This window comes from Streptomyces sp. NBC_01320 (assembly GCF_035974375.1).
Classification (GTDB): domain Bacteria; phylum Actinomycetota; class Actinomycetes; order Streptomycetales; family Streptomycetaceae; genus Streptomyces; species Streptomyces yanii.
Map to the genome: position 1 here is coordinate 10220229 of NZ_CP108390.1, position 19506 is coordinate 10239734.

The 19506-nt window shown below is 68.5% G+C and carries 13 protein-coding genes; 6 read left to right on the forward strand and 7 right to left on the reverse strand.

The annotated features are described in order from the left end of the window. Positions 1-77 precede the first annotated feature (77 nt). The 7 genes from OG395_RS46430 to OG395_RS46460 form a co-directional block, all read right to left on the reverse strand. Positions 78-1439 (reverse strand): FAD-dependent oxidoreductase, encoded by a 1362-nt coding sequence (locus OG395_RS46430; protein ID WP_327248300.1) that lies wholly within the window; start codon positions 1437-1439, stop codon positions 78-80. 389 nt (positions 1440-1828) lie between these two features. Beyond that, a complete protein-coding gene (grpE, locus tag OG395_RS46435) occupies positions 1829-2482 on the reverse strand; it encodes a nucleotide exchange factor GrpE (protein ID WP_327248301.1) in 654 nt (217 codons plus the stop codon). Then, entirely contained in the window at positions 2482-4335 is a 1854-nt protein-coding gene (gene dnaK / locus OG395_RS46440) for a molecular chaperone DnaK (protein ID WP_327248302.1), read from the reverse strand. The genes grpE and dnaK overlap by 1 nt, the downstream gene beginning before the upstream one ends. A gap of 431 nt (positions 4336-4766) precedes the next feature. Then, the gene (locus tag OG395_RS46445) at positions 4767-6860 is read right to left on the reverse strand and encodes a SpoIIE family protein phosphatase (RefSeq protein WP_442818680.1); all 2094 of its coding nucleotides are present in this window, start codon (positions 6858-6860) and stop codon (positions 4767-4769) included. A gap of 413 nt (positions 6861-7273) precedes the next feature. Then, positions 7274-7753 carry an HIT family protein gene (locus tag OG395_RS46450; RefSeq protein WP_327248303.1) on the reverse strand — a complete coding sequence of 160 codons (480 nt, stop codon included), beginning with the start codon at positions 7751-7753 and terminating at the stop codon, positions 7274-7276. Positions 7754-8161: 408 nt separating this feature from the next. Continuing rightward, positions 8162-9373, reverse strand: coding sequence for an RNA polymerase sigma factor (locus tag OG395_RS46455; RefSeq protein WP_327248304.1), 1212 nt, complete (start codon positions 9371-9373; stop codon positions 8162-8164). Continuing rightward, positions 9370-9741: a YciI family protein gene (locus tag OG395_RS46460; RefSeq protein WP_327248305.1), complete on the reverse strand. Its 372-nt coding sequence runs from the start codon at positions 9739-9741 to the stop codon at positions 9370-9372. Before OG395_RS46460 ends, OG395_RS46455 begins: the two co-directional genes overlap by 4 nt. Positions 9742-9997: 256 nt before the next feature. Between OG395_RS46460 and OG395_RS46465 the strand changes: the two genes are divergently transcribed. The 6 genes from OG395_RS46465 to OG395_RS46490 all read left to right on the forward strand — a co-directional run bounded on the left by OG395_RS46465 (position 9998) and on the right by OG395_RS46490 (position 19465). Beyond that, positions 9998-11497, forward strand: coding sequence for an MFS transporter (locus OG395_RS46465; protein WP_327248306.1), 1500 nt, complete (start codon positions 9998-10000; stop codon positions 11495-11497). An 828-nt stretch (positions 11498-12325) separates the two neighbouring features. After that, entirely contained in the window at positions 12326-14482 is a 2157-nt protein-coding gene (locus tag OG395_RS46470) for a SpoIIE family protein phosphatase (RefSeq protein WP_327248307.1), read from the forward strand. A 1334-nt stretch (positions 14483-15816) separates the two neighbouring features. Further along, positions 15817-16404 (forward strand): hypothetical protein, encoded by a 588-nt coding sequence (locus tag OG395_RS46475; protein WP_327241430.1) that lies wholly within the window; start codon positions 15817-15819, stop codon positions 16402-16404. A 267-nt stretch (positions 16405-16671) separates the two neighbouring features. Further along, positions 16672-17019 (forward strand): hypothetical protein, encoded by a 348-nt coding sequence (locus tag OG395_RS46480; RefSeq protein WP_327248308.1) that lies wholly within the window; start codon positions 16672-16674, stop codon positions 17017-17019. Positions 17020-17673: 654 nt separating this feature from the next. Continuing rightward, the gene (locus tag OG395_RS46485) at positions 17674-19101 is read left to right on the forward strand and encodes an IS1182 family transposase (protein WP_442818744.1); all 1428 of its coding nucleotides are present in this window, start codon (positions 17674-17676) and stop codon (positions 19099-19101) included. A gap of 187 nt (positions 19102-19288) precedes the next feature. Continuing rightward, entirely contained in the window at positions 19289-19465 is a 177-nt protein-coding gene (locus OG395_RS46490) for a hypothetical protein (RefSeq protein WP_327248309.1), read from the forward strand. Positions 19466-19506 lie beyond the last annotated feature (41 nt).

Here is a 19506-nt window from a genome sequence, read left to right on the forward strand (position 1 = left end):
CCGCCCAGCACTCTGCGCAACGCGCTGCGCCGCCGGTGGTCCCCGCCGAGGGGACCACCGGCGGCGCAGCCGTACGGTCAGGCGCCGGACGCCTCCAGCATGGCGCCGCGCTCCACGACCTTGATGCGCTCACGGCCCTGTTCCGCACCGAGAGCCTGCTCGTGAGCGTCCAGGCGGTGCCAGCCTTCACGTGTGGTGTAGCGGACACCGCGCGCCTCGAGGAAGGCGACGACCGCGTCCGGATCAGGCTGCGTCGGGGCCGGCAACAGGCCCGCGGCCCGGTCCTCCAGCAGACAGGCGACCGTTTCGTTGGCGTCGCCCTTGGTGTGGCCGATCAGGCCGATCGGACCCCGCTTGATCCACCCGGTGACGTACACCGAGGGCATCGGCTCCGCACCCTCGACAACCCGTCCGGCGACATGAGGGACAGTGCCGGAGGTGGGGTCGAACGGAAGCTTCGGCAGTTCGTCCGAGTAGTACCCGACCGCCCGGTAGACGCTCTGGACATCCCAGTCGGTGAATCGTCCCGTGCCGCGGACGTTGCCGGTGCCGTCCAGCTCCGTCCGCTCCGTCCGCAGGCCGACGACGCTGCCGTCGTCCCCGAGAACCTCGACCGGGGACTCGAAGAAGTGCAGAAACAGCTTGTGGGGCCGGTCGCCCACGTCCCGGATGGCCCAGTTCTCCAGGGTGGAGGCAACCATGTTCGCCTGCTTGTTTCCCCGCCGGGTCTCGACCGATCCCGCGTCGTACTCGATGTCCTCGGGGTTGACGATGACCTCGATGTTGGGGGAGTGGTCCAGCTCCCGCAGCTCCATCGGTGAGAACTTGGCCTGCGCCGGACCGCGCCGCCCGAAGACGTGCACCTCCAGCGCCTTGTTCGCCTTGAGGCCTTCGTACACGTTCGCCGGGATCTCCGTGGACAGCAGCTCGTCCGCGGTCTTGGCGAGCATGCGCGCCACGTCCAGGGCCACATTGCCCACCCCGAGAACGGCGACCTTCTCGGCCGTGAGCGGCCAGGTGCGCGGCACCTCGGGGTGCCCGTCGTACCAGGAGACGAAGTCGGCCGCACCGTAGGAGCCGTCGAGGTCGATCCCCGGTATGTCGAGGGGGCGGTCCGCTTCGGCGCCGGTGGAGAAGATCACCGCGTCGTAGAAGGAGCGCAGTTCGTCGAGGCCGATGTCATGGGGGTAGTCGACGTTGCCGAACAGCCGCAGCTGCGGCTTGTCCAGTACCTGGTGCAGCGCGGTGACGATGCCCTTGATCCGGGGGTGGTCAGGGGCCACTCCGTATCGGATCAGACCGAAGGGGGCGGGCATGCGCTCGAACAGGTCGATCGATACACCCGGGTCCAGTGCGCACTCGGATTTCAGCAGCGCGTCGGCTGCGTAGATACCGGCGGGGCCGGCTCCGACAATGGCGACGCGGACAGGGCGTGTCATGGGGTTGTTGTTCCTTCGTTCCATGGGGCGGTTGAACGCGGGCAGAGAGCAGTGAAAGTAAGGCTTGGCTTAGTACTCTCCACCGCACACGCTATGTCCTGCCCCCACCGGCCCTCCGACCGGGGGGTCATCCGGGAGGTGGCAGCCCCGCTTGCCCGCCTCCGCGCCGACCGCTCGGCAGAGCCCGACATGCAGCCCGGCGTTCCCGAGCGAATGCCATCGCCATGAACCGGACGATGGGCTACGTCGACGCGGAGTGGGAGCTATGACAGGGGTCGGACAGTTCGGCAGCCGGTGAGTGTTCCTTTCCGCCGACAGCGGCAGCCGTCGGCTCGCCACCGGTAGGCCGGTCACGTGCCGCGGTGCGGCCGCTTGTGCCCCGCCGTAGGTCAGCGGGGCGGGGGCGGGCTCGGGGCCGGCCGCTCGGCTACGGCCACCTGTGCCGCGCGCATCAGGTGGGCGCCGACCCGGTAGCCGGGGCGCAGCACCTCGATGCGGGTCGCGCCGGTGGTGCCGGAGGCGGTGGTGGAGGTGAGGGCTTCGTGGATGTGGGGGTCGAATGGTTCGCCTGCCTCGCCCACGCTGTGCAGGCCCAGCGCGGCGAGGTGGGACTCCAGAATCCCGGCGACTTGGTGGAAGCCACCGGTGACGTGGCCCTGTGCGCGGGCCCGGTGGATGGCGTCCAGGACGGGCAGCAGCCCGGCAAGGACATTGGCGACGGCCGCCTCCCGGATCGCGAGGCGGTCCCTCCGTACACGTTTGCGGTAGTTGTCGTACTCCGCCTTGACTCGCTGCAGGTCCTCGGTGCGCTCGGCCAGGTCCGCCTCCAGTTGCCGGATGCGTTGCTCGGGGCCGGACGGACTGTGGGCGGCACGGCTGCCGGCAGTCGGCGGGCCGGCCGTCGCCGCCGTGTGCGCCGACGGTGTGGCCTCCTGACCTTCAGGTCGGCGGGGCCGGAGAGCGATGGGATCGATGCTCCTGCGGTCGCGGATGACCACGGGGGGTGGGAGATCCGGACGCGGGGGCTGGGCCGGCTGCTTCATCACGTGCCTCCCTTCGCGGTGTCGTCGTCCACGATCTCCGCGTCCACGACGTCCTCCTCGCCGCCCTGTCCGGCGTCGGCAGCAGGACCGGGGGGCTGATCCGTCCGGGCCTGCGAGTAGAGGGCGGTGCCGATCTTCTGAGTAGCGGTGGCTGCTCGTTCCACGGCGGAGCGAAGGGCGGCGGTGTCGTCGCCCTTGAGTTTCTCCTTGACGTCGGCCAGCGCGTTCTCGACGTCCGTCTTGACGTCCGCGGGGATCTTGTCAGTGTTCTCGGCCAGGAGCTTCTCGGTGGTGTACACGAGGTGTTCGGCGCTGTTACGGGTGTCGGCGGCCTCCTTCTGGCGGCGGTCCTCCTCCGCGTGGGCCTCGGCATCGCGCATCATCCGCTCGATGTCGTCCTTGGGCAGCGCGGAACCACCGGTGATGGTCATCTTCTGTTCCCTGCCGGTGCCGAGGTCCTTCGCGCCGACGTGCATGATGCCGTTGGCATCGATGTCGAAGGTGACCTCGATCTGTGGGAGGCCGCGCGGGGCCGGGGGCAGGCCGGTCAGGTCGAACACGCCGAGCTTCTTGTTGTAGGCCGCGATCTCGCGTTCGCCCTGGTAGGCCTGGATCTGGACGGACGGCTGGTTGTCCTCGGCCGTGGTGAAGATCTCCGAGCGTTTGGTCGGGATCGTGGTGTTGCGTTCGATCAGTTTGGTCATGATGCCGCCCTTGGTCTCGATACCCAGGGACAGCGGGGTGACGTCCAGCAGCAGGACGTCCTTGACCTCGCCCTTCAGGACACCGGCTTGCAGGGCTGCGCCGATCGCGACGACCTCGTCCGGGTTCACACCCTTGTGCGGGTCCTTGCCCGTCAGCTCCTCCACCAGTCCCGTGACGGCGGGCATCCGGGTGGAGCCGCCGACCAGAATGACGTGGTCGATGCCGGAGACCTTGATCCCCGCGTCCTTCACGGCCTGATGGAACGGGTTCTTGCAGCGCTCCAGGAGGTCCGCGGTGAGCTGCTGGAACTGGGCACGCGTGAGCTTCTCGTCGAGGTGCAGCGGGCCCTCGGCGGAGGCGCTGATGTAGGGAAGATTAATGGTCGTCTCGGTTGCCGCGGACAGTTCTATCTTCGCCTTCTCCGAGGCCTCGCGCAGCCTCTGAACGGCCATTTTGTCCTTGGCGAGGTCGACCCCGTAGTTGTTCTTAAACTGTTTCACCAGGTGGTCGACGATCCTCTGGTCCCAGTCGTCGCCGCCCAGGTGGGTGTCGCCGTTGGTGGACTTCACCTCTACGACGCCCTCGCCGATGTCCAGGAGGGACACGTCGAACGTGCCACCGCCGAGGTCGAAGACGAGGATCGTCTGTTCGCTCTCCTTGTCCAGGCCGTACGCCAGGGCCGCAGCGGTCGGTTCGTTCACGATCCGCAGTACCGTCAGACCGGCGATCTCCCCGGCCTCCTTCGTGGCGGTGCGCTGCGAGTCGTTGAAGTACGCGGGCACCGTGACCACGGCGTCGCTCACGTCCTCACCCAGATAGGCCTCCGCATCGCGCTTGAGCTTCTGCAGGACCCGCGCGGAGATCTCCTGCGCGGTGTAGCGCTTCCCGTCCACGCTGCCGGAGTCCGGGAACCGCCAGGCCGCCTCACCCATGTGCCGCTTCACCGACCGGGCGGTGCGCTCCACATTGGTCACCGCCTGCCTCTTGGCGACCTCGCCGACCAGCACGTTGCCGCCCTTGGCGAATGCCACAACGGACGGGGTTGTCCGGGCGCCCTCGGCGTTCGGGATCACAGCCGGTTCACCGCCCTCCAGAACGCTGACGACAGAGTTCGTCGTACCGAGGTCGATACCGATCGAGCGTGCCATGATCCCGCTCCTTCTCCATGCTCTCCGCCGGGCAGGTGTCGGGGCTGCTCCGCGGCACCTGGGGCGCGGCGTCCGGGCCCGGCGAATCGCGGTCGGCAACCGCACCGGCCGGTTTCGGCCTCGAACGTGCCTTTCACCCTCAGATTCCGGGATACGTCGACTGCCAACCGCTGTCAACGCGGCCCTGCGCTGAAGCTTCGAAGCAACGCCATCTGACCGTGAGCGCGGAGACCGAGTGGGGCCTCAGACCGCACTCGCCGCGTCCGAAGGGGAAGCCCTCATGACCTCCATGATGCCTTGATGACCCGACCGAGCGAGACCGATCCTGCCCCCCGACGCCGGCCTGATGACCCTCGACATCGGAGGCTGGCACGGCTCCCGCGTCGGCCACCTGTCGCCGTACGGTTCCGTCAGGACGCCGCGCCGTGGCTTCATCGCTCGTGTCCGGACTGCATATGCCGGGTCCGGGCGATGAGCAGGGCTACGTCGTCGTGGTCGTCCCGGTGGCGCAGCGCGCCCAGCAGGAGGTCGCAGGTCTCTTCCAGAGGACGGCGGGGGTTGCTGAGCAGGTCGGTGAGCGCCTGGAGGCGGGCATCGATGTCCTGGTCGCGGGTCTCGACCAGCCCGTCGGTGTAGAGGACCAGTTCGTCGCTGATACCCAGATGGAACTCGATCGTCTCGAAGGGAACGCCGCCGACACCCAGAGGGGCTCCGGTGGGCAGGCCGAGCAATTCCGGTACCTGACCCGACCGGGTCAGCACGGGAGGCAGATGGCCGGCAGTCGCCATGCGGCAACGCAGGAGGTGCGGGTCGTAGACGGCGAAGACGCAGGTGGCCATGGCGCCGTCCAGACCCACGGCGATGTCGTCGAGTTGAGTGAGGACAGCATCGGGTTCCAGCCCGAGTGCGGCGAGGGTGCGAGCGGCGATGCGCAGCTGGCCCATGGTCGCGGCCGCGTTGATGCCGCTGCCCATCACATCGCCGACCACCAGCGCGGTCTGCTCACCGGGCAGTGGGATGACGTCGAACCAGTCCCCGCCGGCCTCGTCGGCCGCCGCAGCGGGTTGGTACCGGTAGGCGATCTCCAGCCCGGGCCTGGGGGCGGGCTCGGAGGGCAGCAGGTGGCGCTGCAGGGTGAGCACCGCGCGGCGTTGACGCTGGTACCAGCGGGCGTTGTCGATGGATACCGCCGCGCGGGCGGCGAGTTCGACAGCGAGGACCTGGTCGTCGTGGTCGAAGGGCTGCTGATTGCGGGCGCGTTTGAGGTCCAGCACGCCGAGGACCTCACCGCGGGCGATCAGCGGCACCGCGAGGTAGGAGTGCAGTCCCGCCTCCTTCAGCAGGGTGGCGGCCTTCGCGTCGCGGGCGATGCGGGCAAGGTCGCTCTCCCGCACGCGGGACACCAGGACGGGGCGGGCGGATCTCGCGCTCTGGGTGACCAGCCGCGTGGCGTCGTAACTCGCCAGCTCGCCGACCGGGTCGGCGGCACGGACTGCCGGCGTGGGGTAGGCGGTCTTCACCGCGAGCGCACGGAACGACGCCGTGTCGCCGTCGTCGTGGGGTTGCGTGCCCCCCAGTACGGAGTCGAGGACGTCGACGGCGACTATGTCGGCGAACTCCGGCACGACGATGTCGGCCAGCTCCCGGGCGGTGACCTCGAGGTCGAAGGAGGTGCCGATCCGCGCGGACGCGTCGGCGATCAGGGCCAGGCGCCGCCGGGTCCGGACGGCGGCGGCAGCTGCCTGCAGCTGCTCGGTGACGTCCACGACCGAGGTGGCCAGTCCGATCACCTGCCCGGACGCGTCCTCCAGCCGGTAGAACGACACACGCCAGGCGTGCTCCGTGTCAGGGTCGGCCGCGGTGCGGCCGGTGGTGAACTGGTTCAGCCGAGGCACGCCGTCCGCAAGCACGCGCCGCATCGCCGATTCGGTGGCGTCGGCGTCCAGGAACGACAGCACCTCGCCGACGCGTCGGCCCAGGTGCTGCTCGGCGGGCAGGCCGTTGATGCGCTCCAGCGCCGGGTTGACCAGCACGTACCGCAGGTCGGTGTCCATGACCGCAAGGCCCATCGGGGATTGCGACACCAATCGCATGGACAAGGCCAGATCACGCTCCACCCGTTGCAGCGTGGCGTGGTCGGAAGCGATGCCCAGCGCGTAGAGGTGGCCGTGCTCGTCCTCGAGACGCATGTTGCGGAATTCGGCCAGTCGGGTGCTGCCGTCCTTGTGGCGCACCGGGAATACCCCGGCCCAGGCCCCGCAGCCCGCCATCACCTGCGCGAACAGGGACATCACCTGCTCCCGATGCTGTTCCTCGATGAGCAGGTAGATCGCGCTGCGGCCCAGTGCCTCCCCGGCGGTGTAGCCGAACAGTTCCTCGGCCTGGGGGCTCCACAGAGCGATCCGGCCCTCGGCGTTCAGGACCACCGCGGCCACACCCAGCACATCGAGCAGCCCGCCCGGAGCGGCCGAAGGATCGGCCGCCCCCGGCGCAGCGTCGCCCAGCAGGCCGTCGGCCTCAGTCACGGCCGGACCCTCCTTCCCCTCAGAGGTCCGTCACACCGCCCGCGCGAACCGCCTCGCCGCCCTGGCTCCCGTGCATAGCTTTCAGTGTGTCCATCGTCCACCTACCGGCCGACACCGGCAGATCCGAGCCCGGATTCGGGGCCGTCGTCCGTAGGGGGTGTTGCCGGGGCGTCGGACCGCGATGGAGGGCCTCCTGACGGCATCGATCTGCCGGCATCGACGGTTGTACGGAACCGCCCGTACTGCGATCAGCCGGTGACGCTCGTCGCTCTCCTTGCGACACAGGAAGCCGCCCACCCCACGATCACCAACCGCGTCACCGACATCACCGCGCTGAGGCGACTCCCATGGGCATAGGCTGCCCCTCGCCGATCACCGGGTTCGCCGCCCTGATGGCCGGACCGCCCACACCTTCAGGCCGTCGAGCGCAACCGGTCAAGCTCGCTGCCGATCGCATCCCGCAACAGAGCGTGCTGCGGACCGAGCCTGAACTGCTCGTCGTGCCACCGGTCACGCGGATAGAGCCACACCGGCGCACCCACCAGATCGGCCGGTTCCCACTCGAACCGTGGCCAGACATGTGCATGCAAGAAGGGGTCCGTGTTTCCCAGGATCTCCAGATTGACCCGCCGGAAGGCCGGGTCCAGCCGTCGGCATGCCCGTTCAACCGCTTCGCCCAGTTGGTCCATGTCGGACAAGAATGACAACCGCTTGGCCTTCGGCAGGTCGGACAGCCGTTGAACGTTCGGTTCATCCACAAGGAGGACCGAGTAACCCGGCAGGAACTGAACATCACCGATCACTCCGAAACCCGACTCCAGCCGCCGCAGTACTGTCGGGTTCTCGCCACGAAGAGCAGCCCCGATCCGATCCGTACGCCATTCACCAGTCATGGCCGAAACCTACCCGGAGGTGATCAAGGATCGCTCTCCGTTTCCCACCCTCCCCACACACTTCAAGGACCAAGCAAGTGAGGCGAGCAGCGACCCCGGCCGTTCTCAAGGCTCTGACCGGAGGTGCCTGCCATCGCCGGGCTGTTCCTGCGATGGCTTCACCCGTGGCCGAGGTCGATCTGTACGCGGCGATGTGCCGTGACGCCCGGTCCCGCCGGTCGAACCGGACTCTCCAGCGGAAATGCGGTGTCAGGTTTCTGGCGATGCAGTAAGCGTTGTCGTCGGCGGCAACGCAAGCTGTCCGGGTAACCAAGCCGGAAGCTGAGGAGGACAGCCGGCGGCCGCCAGGTATCAGACAGGCGCGCCAGAGCTGAGGCGATGACTGTCCGGGAGGGACGGGGGCAGAATCTATGCTCTTACCCGGCTGGCCCGGGACTCCAGGTAGCGTTGCTCGGCGATGCTGGCGGTGGACTTCGCGGCCCGCCGGTAGTGCTCGTACGCCCCGGCCGTGTCGCCGGACTTTTCCAGCAGATGCGCCCGCACGGACAGCAGCCGGTGGTGCCCGGCCATCCGCTCGTCCCTGTCCAATGTGGACAGCAGGGCCAGCCCGGCCGGCGGGCCCTCGGTCTCGGCGAGCGCGATCGCCCGGTTGAGGGTGACCATCGGGTTGGGCGCGATCCGTTCCAGGATCAAGTAAAGGGTGTGCACCTGCGGCCAGTTGGTCTCCTCGGCCGTGGCCGCGTCGGCGTGCGTGGCGGCGATGGCGGCCTGCAGTTGGTAAGGACCCAGCGCCGGGCCGGCCAGCGACGTCTTGACCAGCTCGGTGCCCTCGTCGATCAGCCCGCGGTCCCACTGCGTACGGTCCTGTTCGTCCAGCGGCACCAGGTCGCCGGCCGCGGTCGTACGTGCCTCCCGGCGGGCGTGGGTCAGCAGCATCAGCGCGAGCAGCCCGGTCACCTCGCCGTCCTCGGGCAGCTGCGTGTGCACCATCCTGGCCAGCCGGATCGCCTCGTGCGCGAGGTCGGCGCGGTGCAGCTCGCTGCCCGAGGAGGCGGTGTAGCCCTCGTTGAAGATCAGGTAGAGCACATGCAGGACGACCCGTAGCCGCTCCTCGCGCTCCGCGCCGTCCGGCAGGCTGAACGAGCTCCCGGCGGCCTTGATGCGCTGCTTGGCCCGGCTGATCCTGGCCGCCATCGTGGCCTCCGGCACCAGGAATGCGCGGGCGATCTCGGCAGTGGTCAGGCCGCCGACCGCCCGTAGCGTCAGGGCGGTCTGGGAGGCCGCGGTCAGCGTCGGATGGCAGCACAGGAGCAGCAGGACGAGCGTGTCGTCGGTGTCCGGTACGTCCTCGGGCACCACCTCGGTGGCCGTCGCCGACTCCCGCTCGCGGCGCGCGTGGTCACTGCGCATCTGGTCGATGAGCCGCCGGGACGCGACAGTCACCAGCCAGCCGCGCGGGTTGTTCGGCACTCCCTCGGCCGGCCACTGCACGGCGGCGGCGAGGACGGCTTCCTGTACGGCGTCCTCGCAGCCTTCGAACTGGCCGTGCCGACGTACCAATGCGCCAAGGACCTGCGGCGTGAACTCACGCAGCAGGTCCTCGATGGCTCGTGCTGTCATGCCTCCAATTGTCCGTCAGCGAACATCACCTGCCGCACCTCGACCCCGAGACCCTCGATCGTGGTGTCCGGGATCTGCGATGCCAGTTCGATCGCCCGCTCCTTGTTCTCGCAGTCGATCAGGTAGAAGCCGCCCAGATACTCCTTGGACTCCAGGAAAGGTCCGTCGGTCACCACCGGCTGGCCGTTGCGTACGGACACCACAGCGGCCTGTGACGGATCGACCAGCGCCTGCGTGGTGATCAGCTCGCCGGACTTCTTCACCGCCTCGATGAACCTGCCGTGGCCGTTGCCGATCGCCGCCTTCTCCTCGTCGGTCAGCGCTTCCAGTACGGCCGGGTTGATATGCAGGCTGATCAGGAACTTCATCTTGTACTCCTCGTGGTTCGCGGGCCCCGGCTGGGCCCTTCGACCGGTTGGTCGGAGCCGCCGCCGTCGTCTTGACATCCCGCGCCCGAACGTTCGCATGAGTTTTTCGCCGTCGCATCGCCCGGACCGCGAGGTCGTCAATTCCGGTGACGCCCCACCGTGGCAGACGCGAGAGATTTCCGTCCGTACTGATGTCAAGAAGCTCTCGACCGCTCCGACCAACCGGCGAAACGTCGAGAGAACAGGGAGTTCGGATATGCGAGTCAACCGGGCGTGGCTGGGACTGGTCGTCCTCATGCTGCCGACATTGCTCGTCGCGATGGACATGACGGCTTTGCTCCTCGCGCTCCCACGGCTGAGCGCCGACCTGGGGGCCACCAACGTCCAGCAGCTGTGGATCAGTGACAGCTACGGATTCATGGTGGCCGGCATGGTCATCACGATGGGTACGCTCGGCGACCGGATCGGCCGTCGACGGCTGCTGATGATCGGCGGAGCGGCGTTCGCGGTGCTGTCGGTCGTGGCCGCCTTCGCGGCCGACCCGCTCACACTGATTGTCGCCCGAGCGCTGCTGGGCGTCGCCGGCGCGACCCTGGCGCCGTCCACACTTGCCTTGATCACCAACATGTTCCGCGACGAACGGCAGCGCGGGCAGGCCATCGCGATCTGGGCGACCTGCCAGTTCACCGGCGGCGCGCTCGGACCCGTACTCGCCGGATTCCTGCTCCAGCACTTCTGGTGGGGGTCGGTGTTCCTGGTCGCTGTGCCGGCGATGGCGTTGTTGCTGCTCGCCGGGCCGGTCCTACTGCCGGAGTACCGCAGCGACCGGGCCGGCCGGCTGGACCTGGCCGGCGTCGGTCTGTCGCTCGTGGCAGTACTTTTGATGGTCTACGGCATCAAGCAGTTGACCGTCGAGAGCGAGCCGGCCCGTTCGGCGGTGGCCCTCGTCGTCGGCGCAGCCATCGGATTCCTGTTCGTACGCCGACAACTGCGGCTGGAGACGCCGCTGCTTGACCTGCGACTGCTCCGCAACCGCCCGTTCACGGCCGTACTCGTCGCGCTGGTCTTTGCTGGCGTCGCCATGGCCGGTACGGGCCTGCTGGTGACCCAGTACCTGCAGAGCGTGCTGGGCCACTCGCCGTTCGCGTCGGCGGTGCTGTTCGCCCCCATGGGCCTGGGCGTGGCGGTCGGCACCATGGCCGCGCCGGCGCTGGGCCGGCGGATGAAGCAGACGACCGCGATCGCCGGCGGGCTGGTGGGGTCGGCGCTGGGCAGCCTGCTGCTGGTCGGCGTCGGTGTCGGCGGTGCGAGCGCCCTGCCGCTGGTGATGATCGGCATCGCCGTACTGGCGCTGGGCACCGGCCCGCTGTTCGCGCTGGGCACCGGGCTGGTCGTCGGGTCCGTACCGCCGGAGCGCGCCGGCTCGGCGGCGTCGATGTCGGAGACCGGCAACTACTTCGGCGGTTCTCTCGGCTTCGCGCTGCTCGGTGTGGTGGCCGCGGTGGTCTACCGCAGCCGGATGGACGGCACATCCGACTCGCTGGCCGGCGCGGTCGCCGCCGGCGAGCGCCTTCCCGCCGGTCAGGGCACGGAACTGCTGCACACCGCGCGGGAGGCGTTCACCGTCGGCCTGCACGTGACGGGCGTCGTCGCGGCGGTCATCTTCGCCGGGCTGGCCGTACTGATCCTGACCATGCGCCCGGCAACCCGGACCACCCCGGCCGTACTTCCCGACTACGAGTCGACTCGCTCATAGAATCCTGCCGAGGTCGAGTCGTGGTTGTCATATCCGAACGTGGCACTCCGTTGTCGCCTCCACGCATGACGAGCATGGCCGGCACCTGCGGGCCGTCCCGTAGTCCCTGACGGGCGCGCGACGACAGCTACGGCACCTCGCCGCGTTGTCGGAACGTCCGAATACATCTCGTATGCGGACGCCCCTCCGCCTTGCGATGTACCGCATCCGGCGCCGAGCGCTGTTCTGCCAGGGGCTGCGGGACAGCCCTTGGCAGGGCTTTGTCGGGTGGTGTCGTAGGGCTGCCATGGGGTGGGGTGTCGGCAGGTGCGGCAGGAGAGCCCTCTGCGGACGGCTGAGCAGATCCTGGGGGCCTGCGTGCTCGGGCTACGACCGTCCGTGATGTGCCGACATCGAATGCCCCTACGACACGGCGGGCGTATTGTCCATATATGCGCGACGTTCGGTTCGGCTGGTGCCACATGCCATCGCCGGCACCGGCAGGTCGTGGCCGGCGTTCTTGCCATCCGGTACATCGGCAGGTGGCCTGGCGGGCCCGGCGCCGTCGGAGGGAGAGCGCAGGGGCTCGGCAGGCGATGCTGCTCGTCGGTGCAGAGCAGCTGGAACGGGTACAGGCCCCTGCGCAGCAGGCGAGTGACCTTCCCCCAGCGGGAGACTGCCACTGCGCCACTGTGCCGGTGATACCTGGACCGACCGGGCTCCTGGTACGCGGGGCAGTGCAGGCCGACGGGCGGGCCGGGGTCGGCCGGTCAAGGAGCGCCGCCGGCCTCGGCATCAGAGCTGAAGCCGCCCGGAATCGCTTCGGGCGCGTGAGGGGACCCCGGTCCGGTGTCGCCGAGGGAGGGTGAGAGCGTGCGGGAGGCGGCGTTCACCCCCGCAGCGGGTTCAGGCCTGGAGTTGCTGGACCCCGCTCTGATCCGGGTCGTGCATGAGACCGGTGCGTCTGTGGGCGTGATGTACCTGCTGCCGTCGGGCGAGACGGTACTGCGGATGGCATTGCTGACGGGGGTTCCGCCGCAGATCGTCGCACCATGGGCACAGGTGGCGCTGGCAGCCCCGATTCCGGTGGCCGAGGCCGTACGCGAGCGACGCGTGGTGTGGGTCGGTAGCCGTGAAGAGATGGCACGCCGCTACCCGAGGCCCGCGCTCGTGGTGCCCTACCACTTTGCGGCAGCTGCAGCCCCGATCACCACAGGCGACACCGATCGGGGCGGGCTGGTGCTGCTCTGGCCCGGTTCGCATCCGCCGCAGCTGTCCGAGCACGAGCGTCATGCGATCGACGTCTTCTGCCGCCACACCGGGCTGCTCCTGCAGCAGGCCGCCGACAGCGACCACCCGGTGCTGCCCGGATCCGAGCCGCGGGTGCTGTCGGCGTACCGCTCCTACACTCCGTGTCCGGGCGAGGCAATGGCCGCGGTCGACTTTGCCGAGCGCCTGCCCGGGGGCTGCTGCGCGCTGGACCTGGAAGGCCGGATCTCCTTCATCACCACTGCCGCTGCAGAACTGGTCGGAGCGGACATTCCCGACCTGCTGGGCGCGCTCCTCTCGGAAGCGCTGCCCTGGCTGGATGACCCAGTCTTCGAAGACTGTTACCGATCTGCGGTGGTCAGCCGCCAAACCACGTCCTTCACCGCCCGGCGCCCGCCGGATCGCTGGTTGTCCTTCCAGCTCCATCCGGATGCCTCCGGTATCAGTGTCCGTATCACTCCCGCCCCCACGGCCCATGCCGAGGACACTCCAGAGGCGCAGCCCGCCACGTCGCCGACCACGCCAAGCCGGGCAGGGGAGGCCTACCACCTGCTGCACCTGGCCGCCACGCTCACCGAAGCCGTCGGCGTGCAGGACGTGGTCGACCGGGTCCCCCGCCAGATCATGCCCGCCTTCGGTATCCAGGCCCTCGCCCTGATGACCGCGGAGGAAGGCCGCCTGCGGATCGTCAGCCATCGCGGCTACACCACCGAACTCATGGACCGCTTCGACGCCGCCCCCCTGACCTCACACACCCCCGCCGCGCGCGTCCTGGCCACCGGCGTTCCTGCCTTCTTCGCCACCTTCGCGGACCTGAAACGCGCCTATCCCCCCGCCGTCCTCCAGGACGACATGGCGGCCTGGGCGTTCCTGCCCCTTACTGCCTCCGGCCGCACGGTCGGCTCGATGGTGCTCGCCTACGACCGGCCCCACCCCTTCGCCACAGAAGAACGTGCCATCCTCACCTCGATTGCCGGGCTGATCGCCCAAGCCCTGGAACGCGCCCGCCTCTACGACGCCCAATACCAACTCGCCCACAGTCTGCAGGCCGCGCTGCTGCCCCACGCCCTGCCCCAGATTCCCGGTCTTGAGCTGGCCGCCCGCTATCTCCCGACCACCCACGGCGTGGACATCGGCGGCGACTTCTACGACCTCATCCGCCTCGACGACACGAACGCCGCCGCCGCCATCGGCGACGTCCAAGGCCACAACGTCAATGCCGCCGCCCTCATGGGCCAGGTCCGAACCGCAGTCCACGCCACCGCCGGCGTATCCCCCGGCGAAGTCCTCGCCCGCACCAACCACCTGCTCATCGACCTCGACCCGGGCCTCTTCACCAGCTGCCTCTACATCCACCTCGACCTGGCACACCACCGTGCCCGCCTGGCCACCGCCGGCCACCCTCCACCGCTCCTGCGTCACCCCGACGGATACACCGAAGTCCTCGACCTGCCGCCCGGTCTCGTGCTCGGCATCGATCCGACCGCCGACTACACGACCACCGAGATCGCCTTGCCTCCGGGCACCGTGCTTGCTCTCTATACCGACGGACTCGTCGAAGCCCCCGGCATGGACATCGAGGACGCCATCGCCGGCCTCGCCGAGCGTCTCGCACGAGCCCCGGGTGAGACGGCGGAGACCCTCGCCGACAATCTCGTCCACTACGCCACGCAGTGCGCACCCCGCAACGACGACATCGCCCTGCTCGTCATCAACGTGCAACGGACCGGCGGATAGCACGAAACAGCGCACGGAGCCCAGCGCGAGGGGCTGCCCTCGAATGCTTCACCTTGTTCATCGCGCGCTCGACGGTGTGGCGCTTCTTGTACCGCGCCTTGTCGGAGCCCCGTGGGCGTCCGCCATGCGATCCCTTGCGCAGACGGGCGGCCTGGCTGTCGGTCTTCTCGGGGATGGTGTGCCGGATGCCACGGCGTCGCAGGTACTCGCGGCAGGGTTCCGTTGCTGTAGGTCTTGTCCGTCGCGAGGCTGTCCGGCTTCCGTGGCGAAGTCCATCCGTTGCGTTCAAGCAGCGCCGTCATCCGGTTCGACCACGCCACCTTGTCGGGACCTCACCGAACGTCGACGGCCCTGACACCATCGGCGTGGTATCAGGGCCGTCCCGCGGGTCCGGCGTGGGGCACCGGATTACTGCAGTTATCTAGCACATTGCAGCAGAGGGGATGTAAGGGACACGCGCGCTCGAAGCGACGTGACCTCTTACGAGCGATGGATCCGTCACGCGCTTGGCCGATGGCCCGGCTGAGCTGCGCCTTCATTCCGGGCCAGTGACTTTCGATCGATGGCCTGGGCCATGGTGGCGATCGCAGGACGTCCATGGCATGCCGACGCCGTCTTGGTCCGCGAGAGGGGTTCACAACTGTTGGGCCGGCACATCGTTTTGGCGAACATGGACACGATTGGGTGAACGGCGCGATGAGCTGCGGGTATGCCCGGCGGGGTGTGCGTAACGTTCTCGGTGCGATCTGGGACGCCGGGTGTGGTGTCAGCAGTCGGGGCCCCCGTGTCACCAGCGAGATGGTTCGGGGCCTCCCCGTCGCCTCTGGCCACACCCATATGGCCAGGTCGTAGGGATTCCGCCCACCTGGAACGGAGCGCATACGGGATATGCGTCGCCGCCCGGGACGCGAAAGCGGAGGACCAGTGCGCCCAAGACCGTTCGGGGCGTGCCGGTGAGCCAGGACTCACTCCTGCTCACTGCCCAGGAACGGTGTGGTCGGTCGTTGTGGTCGGTCGAGGTGGTGGGGTGGGTGCCGGTGACGGCTGTTCAGGGCGGTGGGGTGAGGTTTTTCGGTGTGCGGGGCCGGGCGACATGCTGCCGACAGGGTGATCGGGCGTCATCAAGTCGCCCAGAAGGCCTAATCGTGTGCCAAATAAGCTTACTTTCATATGTATTGACGGTATGTCATGTGCTGATCGATGCGCGGCGCGGGGCGTGCGTACACCCGGTCGGCCCTCTGGTGATACGTCCGAGATGCCAGTTAAAGGCGCCATAAGTACGTTCGTCACAGGCCGGTTGCCCGGCCGACCCTCAGAGACAAGGGAGAAGTGACATGAAGACGCGTACCGTCGCCGTGACCGCCGCCGCAGTGGGCGCCGCGGTCATCGCCACTACCGGCATCACCTATGCTTCGGCCGCCGGATCCACCCCGGCCGCTGCCCCGTCCGTCCAGCAAGCCGCCCCGGCTGCTCAGCAGGTCGCCCCCGACGCGGCTCCGCTCGGTGGTGAAGGCGGTGGCAACGGGGGCAACGGTGGCAAGGGGAACGAGGGCGGCTACGGTGGCGGCAACCGTGGCGGCAACGAGCGTGGCGGCAACGAGCGTGGTGGTTTCCGCCACAAGGAGGAGGGCCGGATCTTCATCAACGAGCGCTCCTACTCGGCTCGCGGTGAGGACGGCTGCATCACGGTGGTCAGCGGTCTGGGCGCCCGGAGCTTCAACGTCCGTAACGACAGCCGCCGCACCGTTGAGTTCTTCCGTGGGGCAACCTGCGACAACGGTTCCCCGGTTGCGACGGTCGGTCCCTGGAGCACCAGCAACGGTGTCTTCACCCGTCACCACATCCGTGGCGGCGTGTTCGTCAAGAACGGTGTCGTGGGCAGCTTCCGGGTCGTCCGGGACCACTACGACAGGGAGTGGTAGGAGACCACTACGACCGGTGGTAGAGCAGGGTCTGCATGACATGGAAACCCCGGCCCGTCGGAATCGGGCCGGGGTTTCCGGCATGCGGGGGTATCCCTCGGCGCACCCCCGGAACCGCACAGCCACACCTACGCCCACAACACGCATGGTGCCGGCAGACGGCAGCGTCGCGTCGTAGTCATCGTGACATGGCGTCGGACACCGGGCGCTGGACTGTGACGGTTCCGGCCGGCCGCTCTGTGTCAGGCGCACCTGTCACGGGAGGAAGTGGAGACCGCCTGCGGCTGGACGGTGCTCGTGCCCCTGTCCCTCGACGAGGAGATCTGGTTGCCCATCAACTCCGGTTACACCGATTCGACCATGGTCGTCGGTGCTCCTCAGGCGCTGGCAATCGCGGAGAAGTTGGCGGCGGCTGTCGACCTGCCAGCCGAGACCCCGGCGATGTGCGACAACCTCGACCTGACCACGTGGTTCATGGACGGAGCAGCGAAGGAACTGGCCGCCGTTCGACGGGGACCGTGGGGCGATGACCTGGACACAGCCTTCTACGTCGCACTGTTCCTGCGCGCTGCCCAGCATTCGATCCGGCGTGGCTGCCCCATCGTCTACATCTGATATTTGTCCTCGGTCCCGCCGGTCTCCTGACGCATATCACTCACAGCAACGCGATGACGGAAGTTGAGTCAGGACGATGAAGGGCTACCGGGGCGGCTACACGCTTCCCACGAAGCTCCGGAGCGGGCTGATCGAGGCGGTGGCAGCGATTCCTGCCGCTTGCGACCTGGTCGCACGATAGAGAGTGGATCAGGTCGTTAGCCAGCGCCCGGCACGAGCAAAACCAGCGCCCGGCACGAGCAAAAGAGGACTCTGCGGCCGGCTGAACAGGTCCTGGGGACTCTGCGGGCTCGGGCCGCGACCGCCTGTGACATGCCGATATCGGGGCGGAGGTGCCTGGGCCGGCCGGACGAACAGCCGCAGCCCCGATCACCACAGGCGACACCGATCGGGGCGGGCTGGTGCTGTTCCGGCCCGGCTCGCATCCGCCGCAGCTGTTCCAGCGCGATTGCCCGCCAGGCCGCTGTCACCTACGCCGCCGCGGTCTGTAGGCGGTCTCCACTGCCGCTTCACCTAGGAGCGTGTCCCAGTAACCCGCACCCCGCCTGCGGTTCGTGATCATTCGTGCGGGATGATCACGGTATGCGTGATCGGGATGGGCTGTTCGAGATCGAGCCGGGTGAGAAGAAGCAGCCGCAGGGTCGTCCCGCGGCGGTGGACAAGACGTTCCGGGCGTTCGACCCGCACCAGGTCCTGCTGCTGCCGCCGTCGCTGGAGGACTGGCTGCCGGAGGACCACCTGGCCCGGTTCGTCGCCGACCTGGTCGACGAGGTGCTCGACCTGTCGCCGATCCTGGCCGACTACACCGAAAAGCGCGGCTACCCGCCCTACGACCCGCGGCTGATGGTGCGGCTGCTGATCTACGGCTACACCACCGGGGTGCGCTCCTCGCGGGCGATCACGCGTAAGTGTGTCGATGACGTCGCGTTCCGGTTCCTGGCCGCCGACCAGACTCCGGACTTCCGCTCGATCGCCCGGTTCCGCCGCCGCCACCTGGACGCGCTCGCCGGCCTGTTCCTGCAGTCGCTGCACCTGGCGCGGAAGCTGGACATGGTCAAGATGGGCCGCGTCGCGCTGGACGGCACCAAGCTGGAGGCCAGCGCCTCCAAACACAAGGCGATGAGCTACGGCCGCCTGATCGGCAAGGAAGAGCAGATCGAAGCCGAGATCGCCGCCCTGGAGGCCGCGGCCCGGTCCCTGCTGGACGACGCCGAAGCAGTCGATACCACCGAAGATGCCCGGTTCGGCGTGGACGGCAAAGAGGCCGACCTGCCTGCCGAGCTGGACCGGCGTGAGAAGCGCCTGGCCAGGCTGCAGGCCGCCCGCGCGCAGATCGAGGCCGAGGCTGCCGACAAGGCCCGCCGCCACGCCGAGGACAAGGAACGCCGCCGTCAGGAGCGCGCCGGGACCAGCGACGAACGGGCCGTCACCGACGCCGGGCAGAAGGCCGCCGCGAAGGTCCGGCCCAAGCCCAAGGCCCAGGCCAACTTCACCGACCCCGACTCGCGGATCATGAAGAACAGCGACGGCGCCTACATCCAGGCCTACAACGCCCAAGCTGTCGTCGATGAAAAGCACCAGGTCATCACGGCCGCCGACATCACTACCAACGCCTCGGACGCGCTGAACTACACCCCGATGCTCGACCAGTCCGCGCAGAACACCGGCGTCCACCCCAAGCAGGCCCTCGTCGACGCCGGCTACTGCTCCGAAACCAACCTGGAAGCCGCCCAAGAGCGCCAACTCGCCTGCGGCACCGACACGTTCATGGCCACCGGCCGACTCGGCCACGACGAACAGGTCCCGCCCGCGCCCCGCGGACGCATCCCTGCCAGCGCCACCCTCAAGGAGCGCATGGCCCGCAAACTGCGGACCAAGCCCGGCAAGGCCGCCTACAGCCGCCGCAAAGCCATCGTCGAACCCGTCTTCGGCCAGATCATGACCTGCCAGAACGGCCGCCAACTCCTCCTGCGCGGTGAGGACGGAGCCCGCGGCGAGTGGCGACTGTTGGCCGCCTGCCACAACCTCCGCAAGATCTTCCGACACGCCGGAACCGCAGGACTCGCCGCGGCGATCAGCTGACCAGCCCGGTCAACGGCCCCCTTCAGGCCGATCCCCAAGCCGACATAACCAGGCCACCCGCCTCAGCAGGCACCCAGCGAGCAACCACCGATCTCACCGTCACGATCACCAGCCGATTGCCCGTTACCGGGACACGCTCCTAGCGGTAGAGGAGACAAGTGAAGCCTCAAAAGGGTACAAATGTCATATGAGTGAGAAATCGGAAAATCTGCATGGCGTAGACGAGTGGGCCGACCGCATCCGGGACGCCTCGCCTGGGGCCGATGCGCAGGCTGTCCGCAAGGTCGTCAGCGACATTTACCGCGCCGCCCAGGATGAACTCGACAAGAAGCGGGCGCAGGCTGAGTACGAACGCGAGGAGTAGCCGTTCGAGCTCATTCCGTGTCCGGAGTTGAGCCGAGGGGA

Bases quoted from the DNA above. Each gene is read 5' to 3' on its own strand.
- OG395_RS46430 (WP_327248300.1), bottom strand. From the start codon at position 1,439: ATGACACGCCCTGTCCGCGTCGCCATTGTCGGAGCCGGCCCCGCCGGT.
- grpE (WP_327248301.1), bottom strand. From the start codon at position 2,482: ATGAAGCAGCCGGCCCAGCCCCCGCGTCCGGATCTCCCACCCCCCGTG.
- dnaK (WP_327248302.1), bottom strand. From the start codon at position 4,335: ATGGCACGCTCGATCGGTATCGACCTCGGTACGACGAACTCTGTCGTC.
- OG395_RS46450 (WP_327248303.1), bottom strand. From the start codon at position 7,753: ATGACTGGTGAATGGCGTACGGATCGGATCGGGGCTGCTCTTCGTGGC.
- OG395_RS46455 (WP_327248304.1), bottom strand. From the start codon at position 9,373: ATGACAGCACGAGCCATCGAGGACCTGCTGCGTGAGTTCACGCCGCAG.
- OG395_RS46460 (WP_327248305.1), bottom strand. From the start codon at position 9,741: ATGAAGTTCCTGATCAGCCTGCATATCAACCCGGCCGTACTGGAAGCG.
- OG395_RS46465 (WP_327248306.1), top strand. From the start codon at position 9,998: ATGCGAGTCAACCGGGCGTGGCTGGGACTGGTCGTCCTCATGCTGCCG.
- OG395_RS46475 (WP_327241430.1), top strand. From the start codon at position 15,817: ATGAAGACGCGTACCGTCGCCGTGACCGCCGCCGCAGTGGGCGCCGCG.
- OG395_RS46490 (WP_327248309.1), top strand. From the start codon at position 19,289: ATGAGTGAGAAATCGGAAAATCTGCATGGCGTAGACGAGTGGGCCGAC.